Here is a 15224-nt window from a genome sequence, read left to right on the forward strand (position 1 = left end):
TTTAACGACAACGGTTTATCCAGGAGTGCATCGTGCGTAAATTGGCTCAACTGGCCGTAGTGGCCGCGGCGCTGGTCGCCACCCCGGCTTTCGCTGAAATGAAAATTGCCGTGCTGAACTATCAGATGGCGCTGCTCGAATCCGACGCCGCCAAGAAATACGCGGTCGATGCCGAGAAGAAATTTGGCCCGCAGCTGACCAAGCTGAAAAGCCTGGAAAGCAGCGCCAAAGGCATCCAGGATCGCCTGATCAAGGGCGGCGACAAGATGCAGCAGCCAGAGCGCGAGCGACTTGAGCTGGAATTCAAGCAGAAAGCCCGTGACTTCCAGTTCCAGTCCAAGGAATTGAACGAAGCCAAGGCCGTTGCCGATCGAGACATGCTCAAGCAGCTCAAGCCAAAGCTGGATAACGCCGTTCAGCAGGTTATCACTGATGGTAAATACGACTTGGTGCTCGAGCGTGGCGCGGTCGTGGATGTCAAGCAGAGCTACGACATCACTGGCGAGGTCATCAAGCGTATGAACGCTCGTTGATATGACCGTGACCATGACGCTCGGCCAGCTGGCTGAGGCCCTCGGTGCCACTTTAAAAGGCTCCGAGGCACTGCACATCACCGGGCTGGCCACCTTGCAGGAGGCCGGCCCTGGTCAATTGAGCTTCCTCGCCAATCCGCAGTACCGCAAGTACCTGGACACCTGCCAGGCTGAAGCGGTGTTGCTCAAGGCTGCCGATGCCGAAAGCTTCGAAGGCAACGCCCTGATCGTCGCCGATCCTTACCAGGCCTACGCGCGTATCTCCCACCTGTTCGATCCCAAGCCCAAGGCTGTAGCGGGAATTCATCCCAGCGCCGTGGTGGCGGAGGATGCACAGGTCGACGTTAGTGCCAGTATCGGTCCCTTCGCAGTGATCGAAAGCGGCGCGCGCATCGAAGCCAATGTCAGCGTCGGTGCGCACTGCTTCATCGGTGCCCGTTGCGTGGTGGGCGAGGGCGGCTGGCTGGCGCCGCGGGTGACGCTGTATCACGACGTCATCATTGGCAAGCGCGTGGTCATTCAGTCCGGTGCGGTGATCGGCGGTGAGGGCTTCGGCTTCGCCAACGAGAAGGGCGTATGGCGCAAGATCGCCCAGATCGGTGGGGTGACGATCGGTGACGACGTCGAAATCGGGGTCAACACTGCAGTCGACCGCGGCGCGCTGTCCGACACGCGGATTGGCAACGGCGTCAAGCTCGATAACCAGATCCAGATCGCCCACAACGTGCAGATCGGTGATCACACCGCCATGGCGGCGTGCGTGGGCATTTCCGGCAGTACGCGTATCGGCAAGCACTGCATGTTGGCCGGCGGCGTAGGCCTGGTGGGGCATATCGATATCTGCGATAACGTATTCATCTCCGGCATGACCATGGTGACCCGATCGATTACCGAACCGGGTTCCTACTCATCCGGTACGGCGATGCAGCCGTTGGCGGATTGGCGCAAGAGCGCCGCACGTATTCGTCAGCTCGATGACATGGCCAAGCGTCTCCAACAGCTGGAAAAACGTGTCGATACCGTGACCTCAGGTGGCCAGCCGACATCAGAAGGCTGATACCATTTCTGAGCAAGAGTGAACCGTCGCTAGCTGGCTCCTCTTTGGATTGCAAAAGGAGCGTGTGGTCAGCACCTGCGCTCCCTATTCTTATTACAGGCTTCCCCCCGAAATGATGGACATCAACGAGATTCGCGAATACCTGCCTCACCGCTACCCGTTTCTGCTGGTAGATCGCGTGACGGATCTGGACTTCGAGGCCCAGAGCATTCGTGCCTACAAGAATGTCAGCATCAACGAGCCGTTCTTCAACGGTCATTTCCCGGCGCACCCGATCATGCCGGGCGTTCTCATCATCGAAGCCATGGCGCAAGCCGCCGGCATCCTCGGTTTCAAGATGCTCGACGCCAAACCGGCCGACGGCACCCTGTACTACTTCGTAGGCTCCGACAAGCTGCGTTTCCGTCAGCCAGTACTGCCGGGTGACCAGCTGGTACTCGAAGCCAAGTTTCTTAGCCGCAAGAGCATGATCTGGAAGTTCGAATGCCGCGCCCTGGTCGACGGCAAGCCGGTGTGTTCGGCTGAGATCACCTGCGCGGAACGCTCCCTATGAGTTCGATTGATCCACGGGCGATCATCGATCCGTCGGCCAAGCTGGCTGACGGCGTCGAGGTTGGCCCGTGGTCGATCGTCGGCCCTGACGTCGAGATCGGCGAGGGCACCGTCATCGGTCCGCATGTCGTGCTCAAGGGGCCGACGCGCATAGGCAAGCACAACCGCATCTATCAGTTTTCATCGATTGGCGAAGATACCCCTGACCTCAAGTACAAGGGCGAGCCGACGCGCCTGGTCATTGGCGATCACAACGTGATCCGTGAAGGCGTGACCATTCACCGCGGCACCATTCAGGACCGCGCTGAAACCACCTTGGGTGATCACAACCTGATCATGGCCTACGCCCATATTGGCCACGACAGCGTCATCGGCAACCATTGCATCCTGGTCAACAACACCGCTCTGGCCGGGCACGTGCATGTGGGCGATTGGGCGATCCTGTCCGGTTTTACCCTGGTGCACCAGTACTGCCACATTGGCGCCCACGCGTTTTCCGGCATGGGTACGGCCATTGGCAAGGATGTGCCTGCATTCGTCACGGTCTTCGGTAGCCCCGCCGAGGCTCGCAGCATGAATTTCGAAGGTATGCGTCGTCGCGGTTTCAGCGACGAAGTCATCCATGCCTTGCGTCGCTCCTACAAAATCGTCTACCGCCAGGGGCTGACCGTGGAAGAAGCGATCAAGGAACTGGACGAGCTGGCCACCAAGCACCCGCAGGTCGATGTGTTCCGCAAGTCGATCGTGAACTCTGCTCGCGGCATCACGCGCTGACATGGCTCGGCTTTGCGTAGCCCTGGTCGCGGGTGAGGCCAGCGGCGATATCCTTGGTTCCGGCCTGATGCGTGCGCTCAAGGCGCGCCACCCGGATGTGCGTTTCATCGGTGTCGGCGGTCCGTTGATGGAGGCCGAAGGCCTGCAGTCGTACTTCCCGATGGAGCGCCTGGCAGTGATGGGCCTGGTGGAAGTGCTGGGCCGGCTGCGCGAGCTGCTCAAGCGGCGCAAAGACCTGATCCAGACCCTGCTGGTCGAAAAACCGGATGTTTTCATCGGTATCGATGCCCCGGATTTCACCCTCAATATCGAGTTGAAGTTGCGCCAGGCCGGGATCAAGACCGTGCATTATGTCAGCCCATCGGTCTGGGCCTGGCGGCAAAAGCGCGTGCTGAAGATTCGCCAAGGCTGTGACCTGATGCTCACCCTGTTGCCCTTCGAGGCGCGGTTCTACGAAGAGCAGGGCGTGCCAGTGCGTTTCGTCGGCCACCCGCTGGCCGACACCATCGAGTTGAGCGCCGATCGCCAGGCCGCGCGCGCCGCGCTGGGCCTGCAAAGTGGGCCACTGGTGGCCTTGATGCCGGGTAGCCGCGGCGGTGAAGTCGGGCGCCTGGGCGCGTTGTTCCTCGACGCCGCCGAGCGCCTGCGCGAGCAGGTGCCCGGGGTGCGCTTCGTGTTGCCCTGTGCCAATGCCGCGCGCCGCGCCCAGGTCGAACAGATGCTCGAAGGCCGCGACCTGCCACTGACCTTGCTCGATGGCCAGTCCCACCAGGCCCTGGCCGCCTGTGACGCGGTACTGATCGCCTCGGGAACCGCCACACTGGAGGCCTTGCTGTACAAGCGGCCGATGGTGGTAGCGTATCGACTGGCGCCCGTGACCTACTGGATTCTCAAGCGCCTGGTCAAAAGCCCCTACGTGTCGTTGCCCAACCTGTTGGCCCAGCGCGAGCTGGTGCCTGAGTTGCTGCAGGATGCTGCCACCCCTGAAGCGCTGGCGCGCACCCTGGCGCCGCTGGTCACTGATGGCAGTCGCCAGACCGAGCGTTTCGACGAGATCCACCGCACCCTGCGCCGGGACGCCTCCAACCAGGCGGCCGAGGCGGTGCTGGCATTGCTCGAGAGCCGCTGAGATGCAGATGGGACTGGACTTCAATCTGGTGCAAGACCTGGTCGCCGGGGTCGATGAAGTCGGCCGTGGCCCATTGTGTGGGGCCGTGGTGACAGCCGCGGTGATTCTCGACCCGAGCCGGCCGATCCTGGGGCTCAACGACTCGAAGAAACTCACCGAGGCCAAGCGCGAAGCGCTGTTCGAGGAAATCTGTGCCAAGGCCTTGAGCTTCTGTATTGCCCGCGCCGAGGTCGAGGAGATCGACCAGCTGAACATCCTGCATGCCACCATGCTGGCGATGCAGCGCGCGGTACATGGGTTGCACATCACGCCCAAGCTGGCACTGATCGATGGCAACCGCTGCCCGGCGCTCGCGGTGCCATCGGCGCCGGTCGTGCAGGGCGATGCCAAGGTGCCGGCAATCGCTGCGGCGTCGATCCTGGCCAAGGTCACGCGCGACCGGGAGATGAGCGCATTCGAGCTGATCTATCCCGGTTATGGCATGGGCGGGCACAAGGGCTATCCGACCCCCGTGCATCTCGAGGCCCTGGCGCGGCTTGGTCCTACCCCGATTCATCGGCGCTCGTTCGCACCGGTGCGGGCGGCCTGGGAAGCGCGCGACAGCATCACCGCCTCCTTGCTCTGAGCCGTCATCGGCCGCCTGCGTGCTCCTGGCGGCCAAGCGGGCGCAAATCCCCCGCGCATTTACGTTACAATCCCGCGCTTGTCGTTCAGCACTGCTACAGGACTTTCCATGTCGGTTCCCTTCGTTCACCTGCGCGTCCACTCCGAATTCTCGCTGGTCGACGGCCTGGTGCGGATCAAGCCGCTGGCCAAGGCGCTGGCGGGGCTGAACATGCCGGCGGTGGCGATCACCGACCAGAGCAACATGTGCTCGTTGGTCAAGTTCTACAAGACCGCCATGGGCGCTGGGATCAAACCGATCAGCGGCGCCGACCTGTGGCTGGCAGGCAGCGATGCCGATGCGCCGTTGTCGCGCATCTGCTTCCTGGCCATGAATCCGCAGGGCTACCGTAACCTGACCGAGTTGATTTCCCGAGGCTGGACCGAAGGCCAGCGCAACGGTCTGGTGGTGATTCAGCGCGACTGGATCGCCCCGGCCAGCGAAGGCCTGATCGCCCTGTCGGCGGGCAAGGAGGGGGACATCGGCATGGCCCTGCTGGCCGGCCGCGAGCGCGAAGCCGAAGTGTTGCTGCGCGACTGGATGGACATGTTCCCCGAGCGCTTCTACGTCGAAGTGCAGCGCACCAATCGTGCGCGCGATGAAGACTATGTGCATGCGGCCGTGGCCCTGGCCGATCGTTTCGACGCGCCACTGGTGGCGACCAACGATGTGCGTTTCATCAAGCAGTCCGACTTCGATGCCCACGAAACCCGTGTGTGCATCGGCGAAGGCTGGACGTTGGACGACCCACGGCGGCCGCGCAACTACAGCGACCAGCAGTACCTGAAATCGGCCGAGGAAATGGCCGAGCTGTTCAGCGACCTGCCCGATGCTCTGGCCAACACCGTCGAGATCGCCAAGCGCTGCAATATTCAAGTGCAGCTGGGCAAGTACTTCCTGCCGGACTTCCCGACGCCTAACGGCATGGGCATCGACGATTACCTGCGCCATGTTTCCCATGAGGGCCTCGAGGAGCGCCTGGCAGTCCTGTGGCCGAAGGAAACGACGCCCAATTACGAAGAAAAGCGCCAGGTGTACCTGGATCGCTTGAAGTTCGAGCTGGATATCATCATCCAGATGGGCTTTCCCGGCTACTTCCTGATCGTGATGGACTTCATCAAGTGGGCCAAGAACAACGACGTGCCGGTCGGCCCGGGCCGGGGTTCGGGTGCAGGCTCGCTGGTGGCCTACGTGCTGAAGATCACCGACCTCGACCCGCTGGCCTATGACCTGCTGTTCGAGCGCTTCCTCAACCCGGAACGGGTTTCCATGCCCGACTTCGACGTCGACTTCTGCATGGACGGCCGTGACCGGGTGATCGATTACGTGGCCGAAGCCTACGGGCGCAATGCGGTCAGCCAGATCATCACGTTCGGTACCATGGCGGCCAAGGCGGTGGTGCGCGATGTGGCGCGGGTGCAGGGCAAGTCGTATGGCCTGGCCGACCGGCTGTCGAAGATGATTCCGTTCGAAGTGGGCATGACCCTGGAAAAGGCCTTCGAGCAGGAAGAGATCCTGCGCGATTTCCTCAAGGGTGACGAGGACGCCCGCGAGATCTGGGACATGGCGCTCAAGCTCGAAGGCGTCACCCGTGGTACCGGCAAGCACGCCGGCGGCGTGGTCATCGCCCCGACCAAGTTGACCGACTTCTCGCCCATCGCCTGCGATGAAGAGGGCGGCGGCCTGGTGACCCAGTTCGACAAGGACGACGTTGAGGCCGCGGGCCTGGTGAAGTTCGACTTCCTCGGCCTGCGCACCCTGACCATCATCAAGTGGGCGATGGAGATCATCAACCGCGAGCAGGCCAAGAGCGGCCTGCCCGACCTCAATATCGACTTCATTCCGCTCGATGATCGCAAGACCTACGAGCTGCTGCAGAAAGCCGAAACCACGGCGGTATTCCAGCTCGAATCGCGGGGCATGAAGGAGCTGATCAAAAAGCTCAAGCCCGACTGCCTGGAAGACCTCATCGCCCTGGTGGCGTTGTTCCGCCCGGGCCCGTTGCAGTCCGGCATGGTCGATGACTTCATCAACCGCAAGCACGGCCGCGCCGAGCTTGCCTATCCGCACTCCGACTACCAGTACGAGGGCCTGAAGCCGGTGCTGGCACCGACCTACGGCATCATTCTGTATCAAGAACAGGTGATGCAGATTGCCCAGGTCATGGCCGGCTATACCCTCGGCGGCGCCGACATGCTGCGTCGTGCCATGGGTAAGAAAAAGCCCGAGGAGATGGCCAAGCAGCGCGGCGGTTTCATCGAAGGCTGCGTGGCCAACAATATCGATGCGGATCTGGCGGGCAACATCTTCGACCTGGTGGAAAAGTTCGCCGGCTACGGCTTCAACAAATCCCACTCGGCCGCCTATGGCCTGGTGTCGTACCAGACCGCCTGGCTGAAGACCCATTATCCGGCGCCGTTCATGGCTGCGGTGCTCTCGGCAGACATGCACAACACCGACAAGGTGGTGGTGCTGGTCGAGGAAGTGCGCAGCATGAAGCTGCGCCTGGATGCACCGGACGTCAACTTTTCCGACTTCAAATTCACCGTCAACAACGATGGGCGCATCGTCTATGGCCTGGGTGCGATCAAGGGCGTCGGCGAGGGGCCGGTGGAGGCGATCGTCGAAGCGCGGGCCCAGGGCGGCCCGTTCAAGGACCTGTTCGATTTCTGCGAGCGCATCGACCTCAAGCGGGTCAACAAGCGCACCCTCGATGCGCTGGTGCGCAGCGGCGCACTGGACCGCCTCGGTCCGCACTTCCATGACGAGATCAAGGCTTACCACGCCAATATCGACCGCAACCGGGCGACTCTGTTGTCGGCCCTCGGCGAAGCCATCAAGGCTGCCGAGCAGGCTGCCCACACCGCCGACAGTGGCCACGTCGACCTGTTCGGCGGGATGTTCGACGCCGCCGACGTGGATGTCTACGCCAACCACCGCAAGGTCCGCCCGCTGACCCTCAAGGAGCGCCTCAAGGGCGAAAAGGACACCCTGGGCCTGTACCTGACCGGTCACCCGATCGATGAGTACGAAGCCGAAATCCGTCGTTTCGCCCGCCAGCGCATCGTCGACCTCAAGCCAGCGCGCGATACCCAGACCATCGCCGGGATGATCATCGCCCTGCGGGTGATGAAGAACAAGAAAGGCGACAAGATGGGCTTCGTCACCCTCGATGACCGCTCCGGGCGCATCGAAGCATCGCTGTTCGCCGATGCCTTCATGGCAGCGCAGGCATTGCTGCAGACCGACGCCATGGTGGTGGTCGAAGGCGAGGTCAGTAACGATGATTTCTCCGGCGGCCTGCGCCTGCGAGTGAAAACCGTGATGACCCTGGAGGACGCCCGGACCAAGCTGGCCGAAAGCCTGCGGCTGAAAGTCGCGCACGAGGCGCTCAAGGGCGATCGCTTGAAATGGCTGGGCGAACTGATCACCCGGCACCGCGGCGCCTGCCCGATTACCCTGGAATACACCGGCAGCGATGCCAAGGCCATGTTGCAGTTCGGCGAGCAGTGGGCGATCGACCCCGCCGATGGGCTGATTCAGGCGCTGCGTGACCAGTTCGGACGTGAGAACGTCTTCCTGCAATATCGTTGAACCGACGAAATTTAATCTCGACCTCTATGCGCCTGATCCCTTAAGGTATGGCGCCAAACGGATCAACCGGCCGGCCGCCTGGCCGTAGACCCAAGACGGATGACTATGAACCCGAATTTTCTCGATTTCGAACAGCCGATTGCCGACCTGCAAGCCAAGATCGAAGGCCTGCGCCTGGTAGGCAACGACAATTCGCTGAACATCAGCGATGAAATTTCCCGTCTGCAGGACAAGAGCAACACCCTGACCGAAAGCATCTTCGGCAACCTGACCAGCTGGCAGATCGCCCGCCTGGCCCGTCACCCACGTCGTCCCTACACCTTGGACTACCTGGAGCACATCTTCACCGAGTTCGAAGAGTTGCACGGCGATCGCCACTTCTCCGACGACGCCGCCATCGTCGGTGGTACCGCGCGCCTGGATGGCAAGCCAGTGATGGTCATCGGCCACCAGAAGGGCCGCGAAGTGCGTGAGAAGGTTCGCCGCAACTTCGGCATGCCGCGCCCGGAAGGCTATCGCAAGGCCTGCCGCCTGATGGAAATGGCCGAGCGTTTCAAGATGCCGATCCTGACCTTCATCGACACCCCTGGCGCCTACCCTGGCATCGACGCCGAAGAGCGCAACCAGAGCGAGGCGATCGCCTGGAACCTGCGCGTCATGGCGCGCCTGAAAACCCCGATCATCGCCACGGTGATCGGTGAGGGTGGTTCGGGCGGTGCGCTGGCCATCGGCGTATGCGACCAGCTGAACATGCTGCAGTACTCCACCTATTCGGTGATCTCGCCTGAGGGTTGCGCCTCGATCCTGTGGAAGACCGCCGACAAGGCCGCCGATGCCGCCGAGGCGATGGGCATCACCGCCGAACGCCTCAAGAGCCTGAACATCGTCGACAAGGTCATCCAGGAGCCGCTGGGCGGCGCCCACCGTGACCCGGCACAGATGTCGGCAAGCATTCGTGCCGACCTGGTGGAGCAGCTCGACATGCTCGGCAAGCTCGACCACGACACGTTGTTGACCCGTCGTTACGACCGCCTGATGAGCTACGGTCTCTGATAGATCGCGGGGGTCGCACGCGGCCCCCGGCAAGCTGCCGCCAAGTGAGGCGTCAATGATCAACCTCACCCCCTGGCTTCACGCCCCCGCCTGGTACATCGCCTTCTCCGGTGGCCTTGACTCCACCGTCCTTCTGCACCTTCTGGCCCACCACGCCCGCAATCACCCAACACCCCCGCTTCGCGCCGTGCACATCCATCATGGGCTGCAATCGGCGGCTGATGCCTGGCCCGCGCATTGCCAGGCTATCTGTGACCCGCTCGGCATCGAGCTGCAGGTCATTCCTGTGCGCGTCGGGCCGGGCGCCAGCCGTGAACAGGCTGCGCGCGATGCCCGCTATGCCGCCTTCAAGCAACTGCTCGGCCCCGGTGATGTGCTGTTCACCGCCCAGCACCGTGACGATCAGGCCGAAACCGTGCTCCTGCGGCTGCTGCGCGGAGCTGGCTTGCGAGGTCTGTCGGCAATGCCTGGGCAACGCAGCTTGGGGCAGGGGTATCTGGCCCGGCCATTGCTGGATACTTCTCGCCAGCGCCTGCACGACTACGCCTGCGCGCATCGATTGCAGTGGATCGAGGATCCAAGCAACGCCGATCTTGGTTTCGATCGCAATTACCTGCGCCGCGAGGTGATGCCGCGCCTGCAGCAGCGCTGGCCCCAGGCGAGCCAGAATCTGGCGCGTGGTGCCCAGCACCTTGGCGAAGCGCTCGGCCTGCTCGATGAATTGGCCATGGGCGACCTGGCTGCGGCAGAGCAGGGCGCCGCGCTGCGCTGGGCGGGTATCGATTCGCTGGACCTGGACGTGCTCAAAGCCTTGTCGGCGGCGCGTCAACGCAATGCCTTGCAGTATTGGCTGAGCCAGCGTTCACGTCTGCCGGACACTCGGCACTGGGCGGGATGGGCAAGCCTGTGCGCCGCCGCGGGTGACGCCCAGCCGATCTGGCGCCTGGCCGATGGCCAACTGGTGCGCAGCCAGGGGCGGGTCTGGTGGCTCAGCGGCGATTGGTTGTCACCGGTCGGCGGCAGCCACGCCTGGGTCGACCCCGGCACGCCGCTGGGTTTGCCAGGCAATGGCCAGGTGCGCGTCATCGCTGGCCAGTCCCTGCGCCCCTTGCACATCGCCTACCGCCAGGGCGGTGAGGTGCTGGACGTCCCGGGCCGTGGCCGTCGCGACCTGAAGCGGCTGCTCAACGAACTGCAGGTGCCGCACTTCGTGCGCCCGCGGCTGCCATTGCTCTACCAGGGCGAGCGCCTGCTGGCGGTGGCCAATCTGCCGGCGCTGGGTCAGGCCGATTGCCAGCTCCATTGGGATCCGCCGACGAACGCGCAAGGTTTGAGCTGAAGGGTACATTCGGGTAGACTACCCTCCCTTCTTGATACAGCTTCTGTGGCTTCCTCCGGAAACACAGCAGTTGCCGATTACCAAGCAGTTTTTTGCTGGGCTGATTCTGAAAATGACGAGCGAGCTCCATGCCGGGGATACCCTGGTCTGTACAGACGCGGCAGTTTTTCGAGATGCACTGTGATTGACGCAGGTGATCGGGGGCTTCGGCCTTCCTTCGCTTTCTCCGGCGGCGCTGACCGCCTTAACGCAGACTTCTAGGGTTTTTCATGACGCGCTACATATTCGTCACGGGCGGTGTTGTTTCTTCATTGGGGAAAGGCATTGCCTCGGCTTCCCTGGCGGCCATCCTGGAAGCGCGGGGCCTGAAGGTCACCATGCTCAAGCTGGATCCGTACATCAACGTCGATCCGGGCACCATGAGCCCGTTCCAGCACGGTGAAGTGTTCGTCACCCACGATGGTGCCGAGACCGACCTCGACCTGGGTCACTACGAGCGGTTCATCCGCACCACCATGACCCAGAACAACAACTTCACCACCGGCCGTATCTACGAGCACGTGCTGCGCAAGGAGCGCCGGGGTGATTACCTGGGCGCAACCATCCAGGTCATTCCGCACATCACCGACGAGATCAAGCGTCGCATCATCAAGGGCGCCGGCGATGCCGACGTGGCCCTGGTAGAGATCGGCGGTACCGTGGGCGACATCGAATCGCAGCCATTCCTCGAGGCGATCCGCCAGCTGCGCGTCGAAGTCGGTTCCAAGCGCGCCATGCTGATGCACCTGACCCTGGTGCCGTACATCGCCACCGCGGGCGAGACCAAGACCAAGCCGACCCAGCACTCGGTGAAGGAGCTGCGTTCGATCGGCCTGCAGCCCGATGTGCTGATCTGCCGCTCCGACCACCCGGTCGATGCCTCCTCCCGGCGCAAGATCGCACTGTTCACCAACGTCGAAGAGCGTGCGGTGATTTCGCTGGAAGACGTCGACACCATCTACAAGATCCCAGGCGTGCTGCATGCCCAGGGCCTTGACGACTTCGTCGTCGAGCGCTTCGGCCTGCAATGCAACAGCGCCGACTTGTCCGAGTGGGACAAGGTGGTGGACGCCAAGCTCAACCCTGAGCAGGAAGTCACCATCGCCATGGTCGGCAAGTACATGGAGCTGCTCGATGCCTACAAGTCGCTGATCGAAGCGATGAGCCATGCCGGCATCACCAACCGTACCAAGGTCAACCTGCGCTACATCGACTCCGAAGACATCGAAAACCAGGGTACCAGCCTGCTCGAAGGCGCCGATGCCATCCTGGTGCCGGGTGGTTTCGGCCTGCGCGGTGTCGAAGGCAAGATCACCGCGGTGCAATATGCCCGCGAAAACAAGGTGCCATACCTGGGTATCTGCCTGGGCATGCAGGTCGCGGTAATCGAGTTCGCCCGTAACGTGATGGGCTGGAAAGACGCCAACTCCACCGAGTTCGACCGCAACAGCGGCCACCCGGTAGTGGGCCTGATCACCGAATGGGCTGACGCCACCGGTGCCGTCGAAACCCGTACCGAAGCCTCTGACCTGGGCGGCACCATGCGTCTGGGTGCGCAGGATTGCCAGCTGGCGGCCGGCTCCAAGGTCCACGATTGCTATGGCAAGGACGTGATCACCGAGCGTCACCGTCACCGCTACGAGGTCAACAACAACCTGCTGCCACAGCTGGTCGATGCCGGCCTGCTGGTCTCCGGCCGCTCCGAGGACGGTGCGCTGGTCGAAGTGGTCGAATCCAAGGACCATCCATGGTTCGTGGCTTGCCAGTTCCACCCGGAGTTCACCTCGACCCCACGTGACGGTCATCCGCTGTTCAGCGGTTTCGTCAAGGCGGCGTTGGCGCAGAAGAACAAGGCCTGATTATTTCCGGTCTTTGCCGAGCTTTCCGACGGTTAAAGCCGCGCGAAGCTCATTTCTCGGGTAAAGTACGCCCCGATCTACCCCTGACCGCTCGGTCAGGGGTTGCTGCTGCCAGGCCTGCCCGCTGCGTTCCCGCCTGGTGAACGACAAGAATTCCCTAAGCTGCGTTGTTTTCGTCAATTCTGGAGTGCTTACAACAATGGCAAAAATCGTCGACATCAAAGGTCGTGAAGTTCTCGATTCGCGTGGCAACCCCACCGTGGAAGCCGATGTTCTGCTCGACAACGGCATCATCGGCAGCGCTTGCGCGCCGTCCGGTGCTTCCACCGGCTCGCGCGAAGCGCTGGAGCTGCGTGATGGCGACAAGAGCCGTTACCTGGGCAAGGGCGTGCTCAAAGCCGTCGGCAACATCAACGGCCCGATCCGCGACCTGCTGCTGGGCAAGGATCCTTCCGACCAGAAGGCCCTGGACCGTGCCATGATCGAGCTGGACGGTACCGAGAACAAGGCCAAGCTGGGCGCCAACGCCATCCTGGCGGTGTCGCTGGCTGCCGCCAAGGCTGCTGCTCAGGACCAGGACCTGCCGCTGTACGCGCACATCGCCAACCTCAACGGCACCCCGGGTCAGTACTCGATGCCGGTCCCGATGATGAACATCATCAACGGTGGCGAGCATGCCGACAACAACGTCGACATCCAGGAATTCATGGTTCAGCCTGTTGGCGCCAAGACCTTCTCCGACGGCCTGCGCATGGGCACGGAAATCTTCCATCACCTCAAAGCCGTGCTCAAGGCCCGTGGCCTGAATACCGCAGTCGGTGACGAAGGTGGTTTCGCGCCTAACCTGGCGTCCAACGAGGATGCCCTGGGCGCCATCGCCGAGGCGGTCGAGAAAGCCGGTTACAAGCTCGGCACCGACGTGACCCTGGCGCTGGACTGCGCCGCGTCCGAATTCTACGAAGACGGCAAGTACAACCTGTCCGGTGAAGGCAAGTCGTTCGACGCCGAAGGCTTCGCCGACTACCTCAAGGGCCTGACCGAGCGCTTCCCGATCATCTCGATCGAAGATGGCCTGGACGAGTCCGACTGGGCCGGTTGGAAGATCCTCACCGACAAGATCGGCGAGAAGGTGCAGCTGGTCGGCGACGACCTGTTCGTCACCAACACCAAGATCCTCAAGGAAGGCATCGAGAAGGGCATCGGTAACTCGATCCTGATCAAGTTCAACCAGATCGGTTCGCTGACCGAGACCCTGGAAGCCATCCAGATGGCCAAGGCTGCAGGCTACACCGCGGTGATCTCGCACCGTTCCGGTGAAACCGAAGACTCGACCATTGCCGACCTGGCGGTGGGTACCGCTGCGGGCCAGATCAAGACCGGTTCGCTGTGCCGCTCTGACCGCGTTTCCAAGTACAACCAACTGCTGCGTATCGAAGAGCAGCTGGGTGCCAAGGCGGTTTACCGTGGTCGTGCCGAGTTTCGCGGCTAAGCAAGAGATGGTAAAAAGACAGCAGCCGAGGCGGGCGGAACTTTCACGCTGAAATGTTCGTCCCTTCATGCGGGTTTCTGTCGACGAAGCCTGGCCTCGGCCAGGCTTCGTGCTATATGACGCCCACCTGCGGCTGTCTTTAACCTGGATACCTCGATGCGCAGTCCCTATTGGTTGTTCCTTGTCCTGCTTCTGTTGCTGGCTGGCCTGCAGTACCGCCTCTGGGTGGGTAACGGCAGCCTGGCGCAGGTGGCCGAGCTCAAGCAGCAGATCGACGAACAGCATGCCGAGAACGAGCGGCTGCTGGAGCGTAATCGCGTGCTCGATGCCGAGGTGCTGGAGTTGAAAAAAGGTATGGAGACCGTCGAAGAGCGGGCTCGACATGAACTGGGGATGGTCAAAGAGGGCGAAACCCTCTTCCAGCTGCCGCAAAAATGAGTGAAACCCTACCGGCCTTCTGGGCCGTCATTCCTGCTGCGGGCATCGGTGCCCGCATGGCTGCCGACCGCCCCAAACAGTACCTGGAGCTGGCCGGGCAGACCATTCTCGAACACAGCCTCGATTGTTTTCTCGATCACCCTGCGCTCAAGGGTGTTGTGGTGAGCGTGGCCGAACACGATCCCTACTGGGCCACCTTGCCCTGTGCTAGGGATGTGCGCATCCAGCGGGCCGCCGGTGGCGCAGAGCGTGCCGATTCGGTGCTCAATGCCTTGTTGCTCCTGCATGCCCAGGGTGCCGATGACAGCGACTGGGTCCTGGTGCATGATGCCGCGCGGCCGAACCTGGCGCGCAGCGACCTGGACAAGCTGCTGCTGGAGCTGGCCGACGATCCGGTTGGCGGCCTGTTGGCGGTCCCCGCGCGCGATACGCTCAAACGCGCCGATGCCAGCGGCCGCGTCGCGGCCACCGTCGACCGCAGCACCATCTGGCAAGCGTTCACGCCGCAGATGTTTCGTCTGGGCGCGTTGCACCGGGCGCTTGCCGAGAGCCTGGTGTCCGATGTGACGGTCACCGACGAGGCTTCGGCCATCGAGTGGTCGGGTCAAGCACCCAGGCTTGTCGAAGGGCGCAGCGACAATATCAAGGTCACCCGCCCGGAAGACCTGGACTGGTTGCGCCAACGCTGGACGGGGCGCCGCTGA

General features: G+C 62.6%; 13 protein-coding genes. All 13 read left to right on the forward strand.

Translation table 11 applies throughout. The features are described 5' to 3' along the window. Nucleotides 1-32: 32 nt before the first annotated feature. The 13 genes from FS665_RS07585 (at nucleotide 33) to ispD (ending at nucleotide 15224) form a co-directional block, all read left to right on the forward strand. Nucleotides 33-533 (forward strand): OmpH family outer membrane protein, encoded by a 501-nt coding sequence (locus FS665_RS07585; RefSeq protein ID WP_145185738.1) that lies wholly within the window; start codon nucleotides 33-35, stop codon nucleotides 531-533. A gap of 1 nt (nucleotide 534) precedes the next feature. Further along, nucleotides 535-1590, forward strand: a complete 1056-nt coding sequence (lpxD, locus tag FS665_RS07590; RefSeq protein ID WP_145185741.1) for a UDP-3-O-(3-hydroxymyristoyl)glucosamine N-acyltransferase — start codon at nucleotides 535-537, stop codon at nucleotides 1588-1590. A 112-nt stretch (nucleotides 1591-1702) separates the two neighbouring features. Beyond that, entirely contained in the window at nucleotides 1703-2143 is a 441-nt protein-coding gene (gene fabZ, locus FS665_RS07595) for a 3-hydroxyacyl-ACP dehydratase FabZ (RefSeq protein ID WP_003252314.1), read from the forward strand. Next, on the forward strand, nucleotides 2140-2916 hold the full coding sequence (lpxA, locus tag FS665_RS07600; RefSeq protein ID WP_145185744.1) for an acyl-ACP--UDP-N-acetylglucosamine O-acyltransferase: 777 nt from the start codon (nucleotides 2140-2142) through the stop codon (nucleotides 2914-2916). Before fabZ ends, lpxA begins: the two co-directional genes overlap by 4 nt. 1 nt (nucleotide 2917) lies before the next feature. Next, nucleotides 2918-4045 (forward strand): lipid-A-disaccharide synthase, encoded by a 1128-nt coding sequence (gene lpxB / locus FS665_RS07605; protein ID WP_145185747.1) that lies wholly within the window; start codon nucleotides 2918-2920, stop codon nucleotides 4043-4045. A 1-nt stretch (nucleotide 4046) separates the two neighbouring features. Beyond that, complete coding sequence (gene rnhB, locus FS665_RS07610; RefSeq protein WP_145185750.1) at nucleotides 4047-4670, forward strand: ribonuclease HII; 624 nt, start codon at nucleotides 4047-4049, stop codon at nucleotides 4668-4670. A gap of 108 nt (nucleotides 4671-4778) precedes the next feature. Further along, on the forward strand, nucleotides 4779-8303 hold the full coding sequence (dnaE, locus tag FS665_RS07615) for a DNA polymerase III subunit alpha (RefSeq protein ID WP_145185753.1): 3525 nt from the start codon (nucleotides 4779-4781) through the stop codon (nucleotides 8301-8303). Nucleotides 8304-8408: 105 nt separating this feature from the next. Then, nucleotides 8409-9356, forward strand: coding sequence for an acetyl-CoA carboxylase carboxyl transferase subunit alpha (gene accA / locus FS665_RS07620; RefSeq protein ID WP_145185756.1), 948 nt, complete (start codon nucleotides 8409-8411; stop codon nucleotides 9354-9356). A 55-nt stretch (nucleotides 9357-9411) separates the two neighbouring features. Beyond that, nucleotides 9412-10695, forward strand: coding sequence for a tRNA lysidine(34) synthetase TilS (tilS, locus tag FS665_RS07625; protein ID WP_145185759.1), 1284 nt, complete (start codon nucleotides 9412-9414; stop codon nucleotides 10693-10695). Nucleotides 10696-10964: 269 nt separating this feature from the next. After that, nucleotides 10965-12593, forward strand: coding sequence for a CTP synthase (locus FS665_RS07630; protein ID WP_145185762.1), 1629 nt, complete (start codon nucleotides 10965-10967; stop codon nucleotides 12591-12593). A gap of 199 nt (nucleotides 12594-12792) precedes the next feature. Beyond that, entirely contained in the window at nucleotides 12793-14082 is a 1290-nt protein-coding gene (eno, locus tag FS665_RS07635) for a phosphopyruvate hydratase (RefSeq protein ID WP_145185765.1), read from the forward strand. A gap of 156 nt (nucleotides 14083-14238) precedes the next feature. Next, nucleotides 14239-14520, forward strand: coding sequence for a cell division protein FtsB (ftsB, locus tag FS665_RS07640; RefSeq protein WP_145185768.1), 282 nt, complete (start codon nucleotides 14239-14241; stop codon nucleotides 14518-14520). Further along, nucleotides 14517-15224, forward strand: coding sequence for a 2-C-methyl-D-erythritol 4-phosphate cytidylyltransferase (gene ispD, locus FS665_RS07645; protein ID WP_145185771.1), 708 nt, complete (start codon nucleotides 14517-14519; stop codon nucleotides 15222-15224). The genes ftsB and ispD overlap by 4 nt, the downstream gene beginning before the upstream one ends.

It is taken from the genome of Pseudomonas sp. URMO17WK12:I11 (assembly GCF_007677725.1).
Classification (GTDB): Bacteria; Pseudomonadota; Gammaproteobacteria; order Pseudomonadales; family Pseudomonadaceae; genus Aquipseudomonas.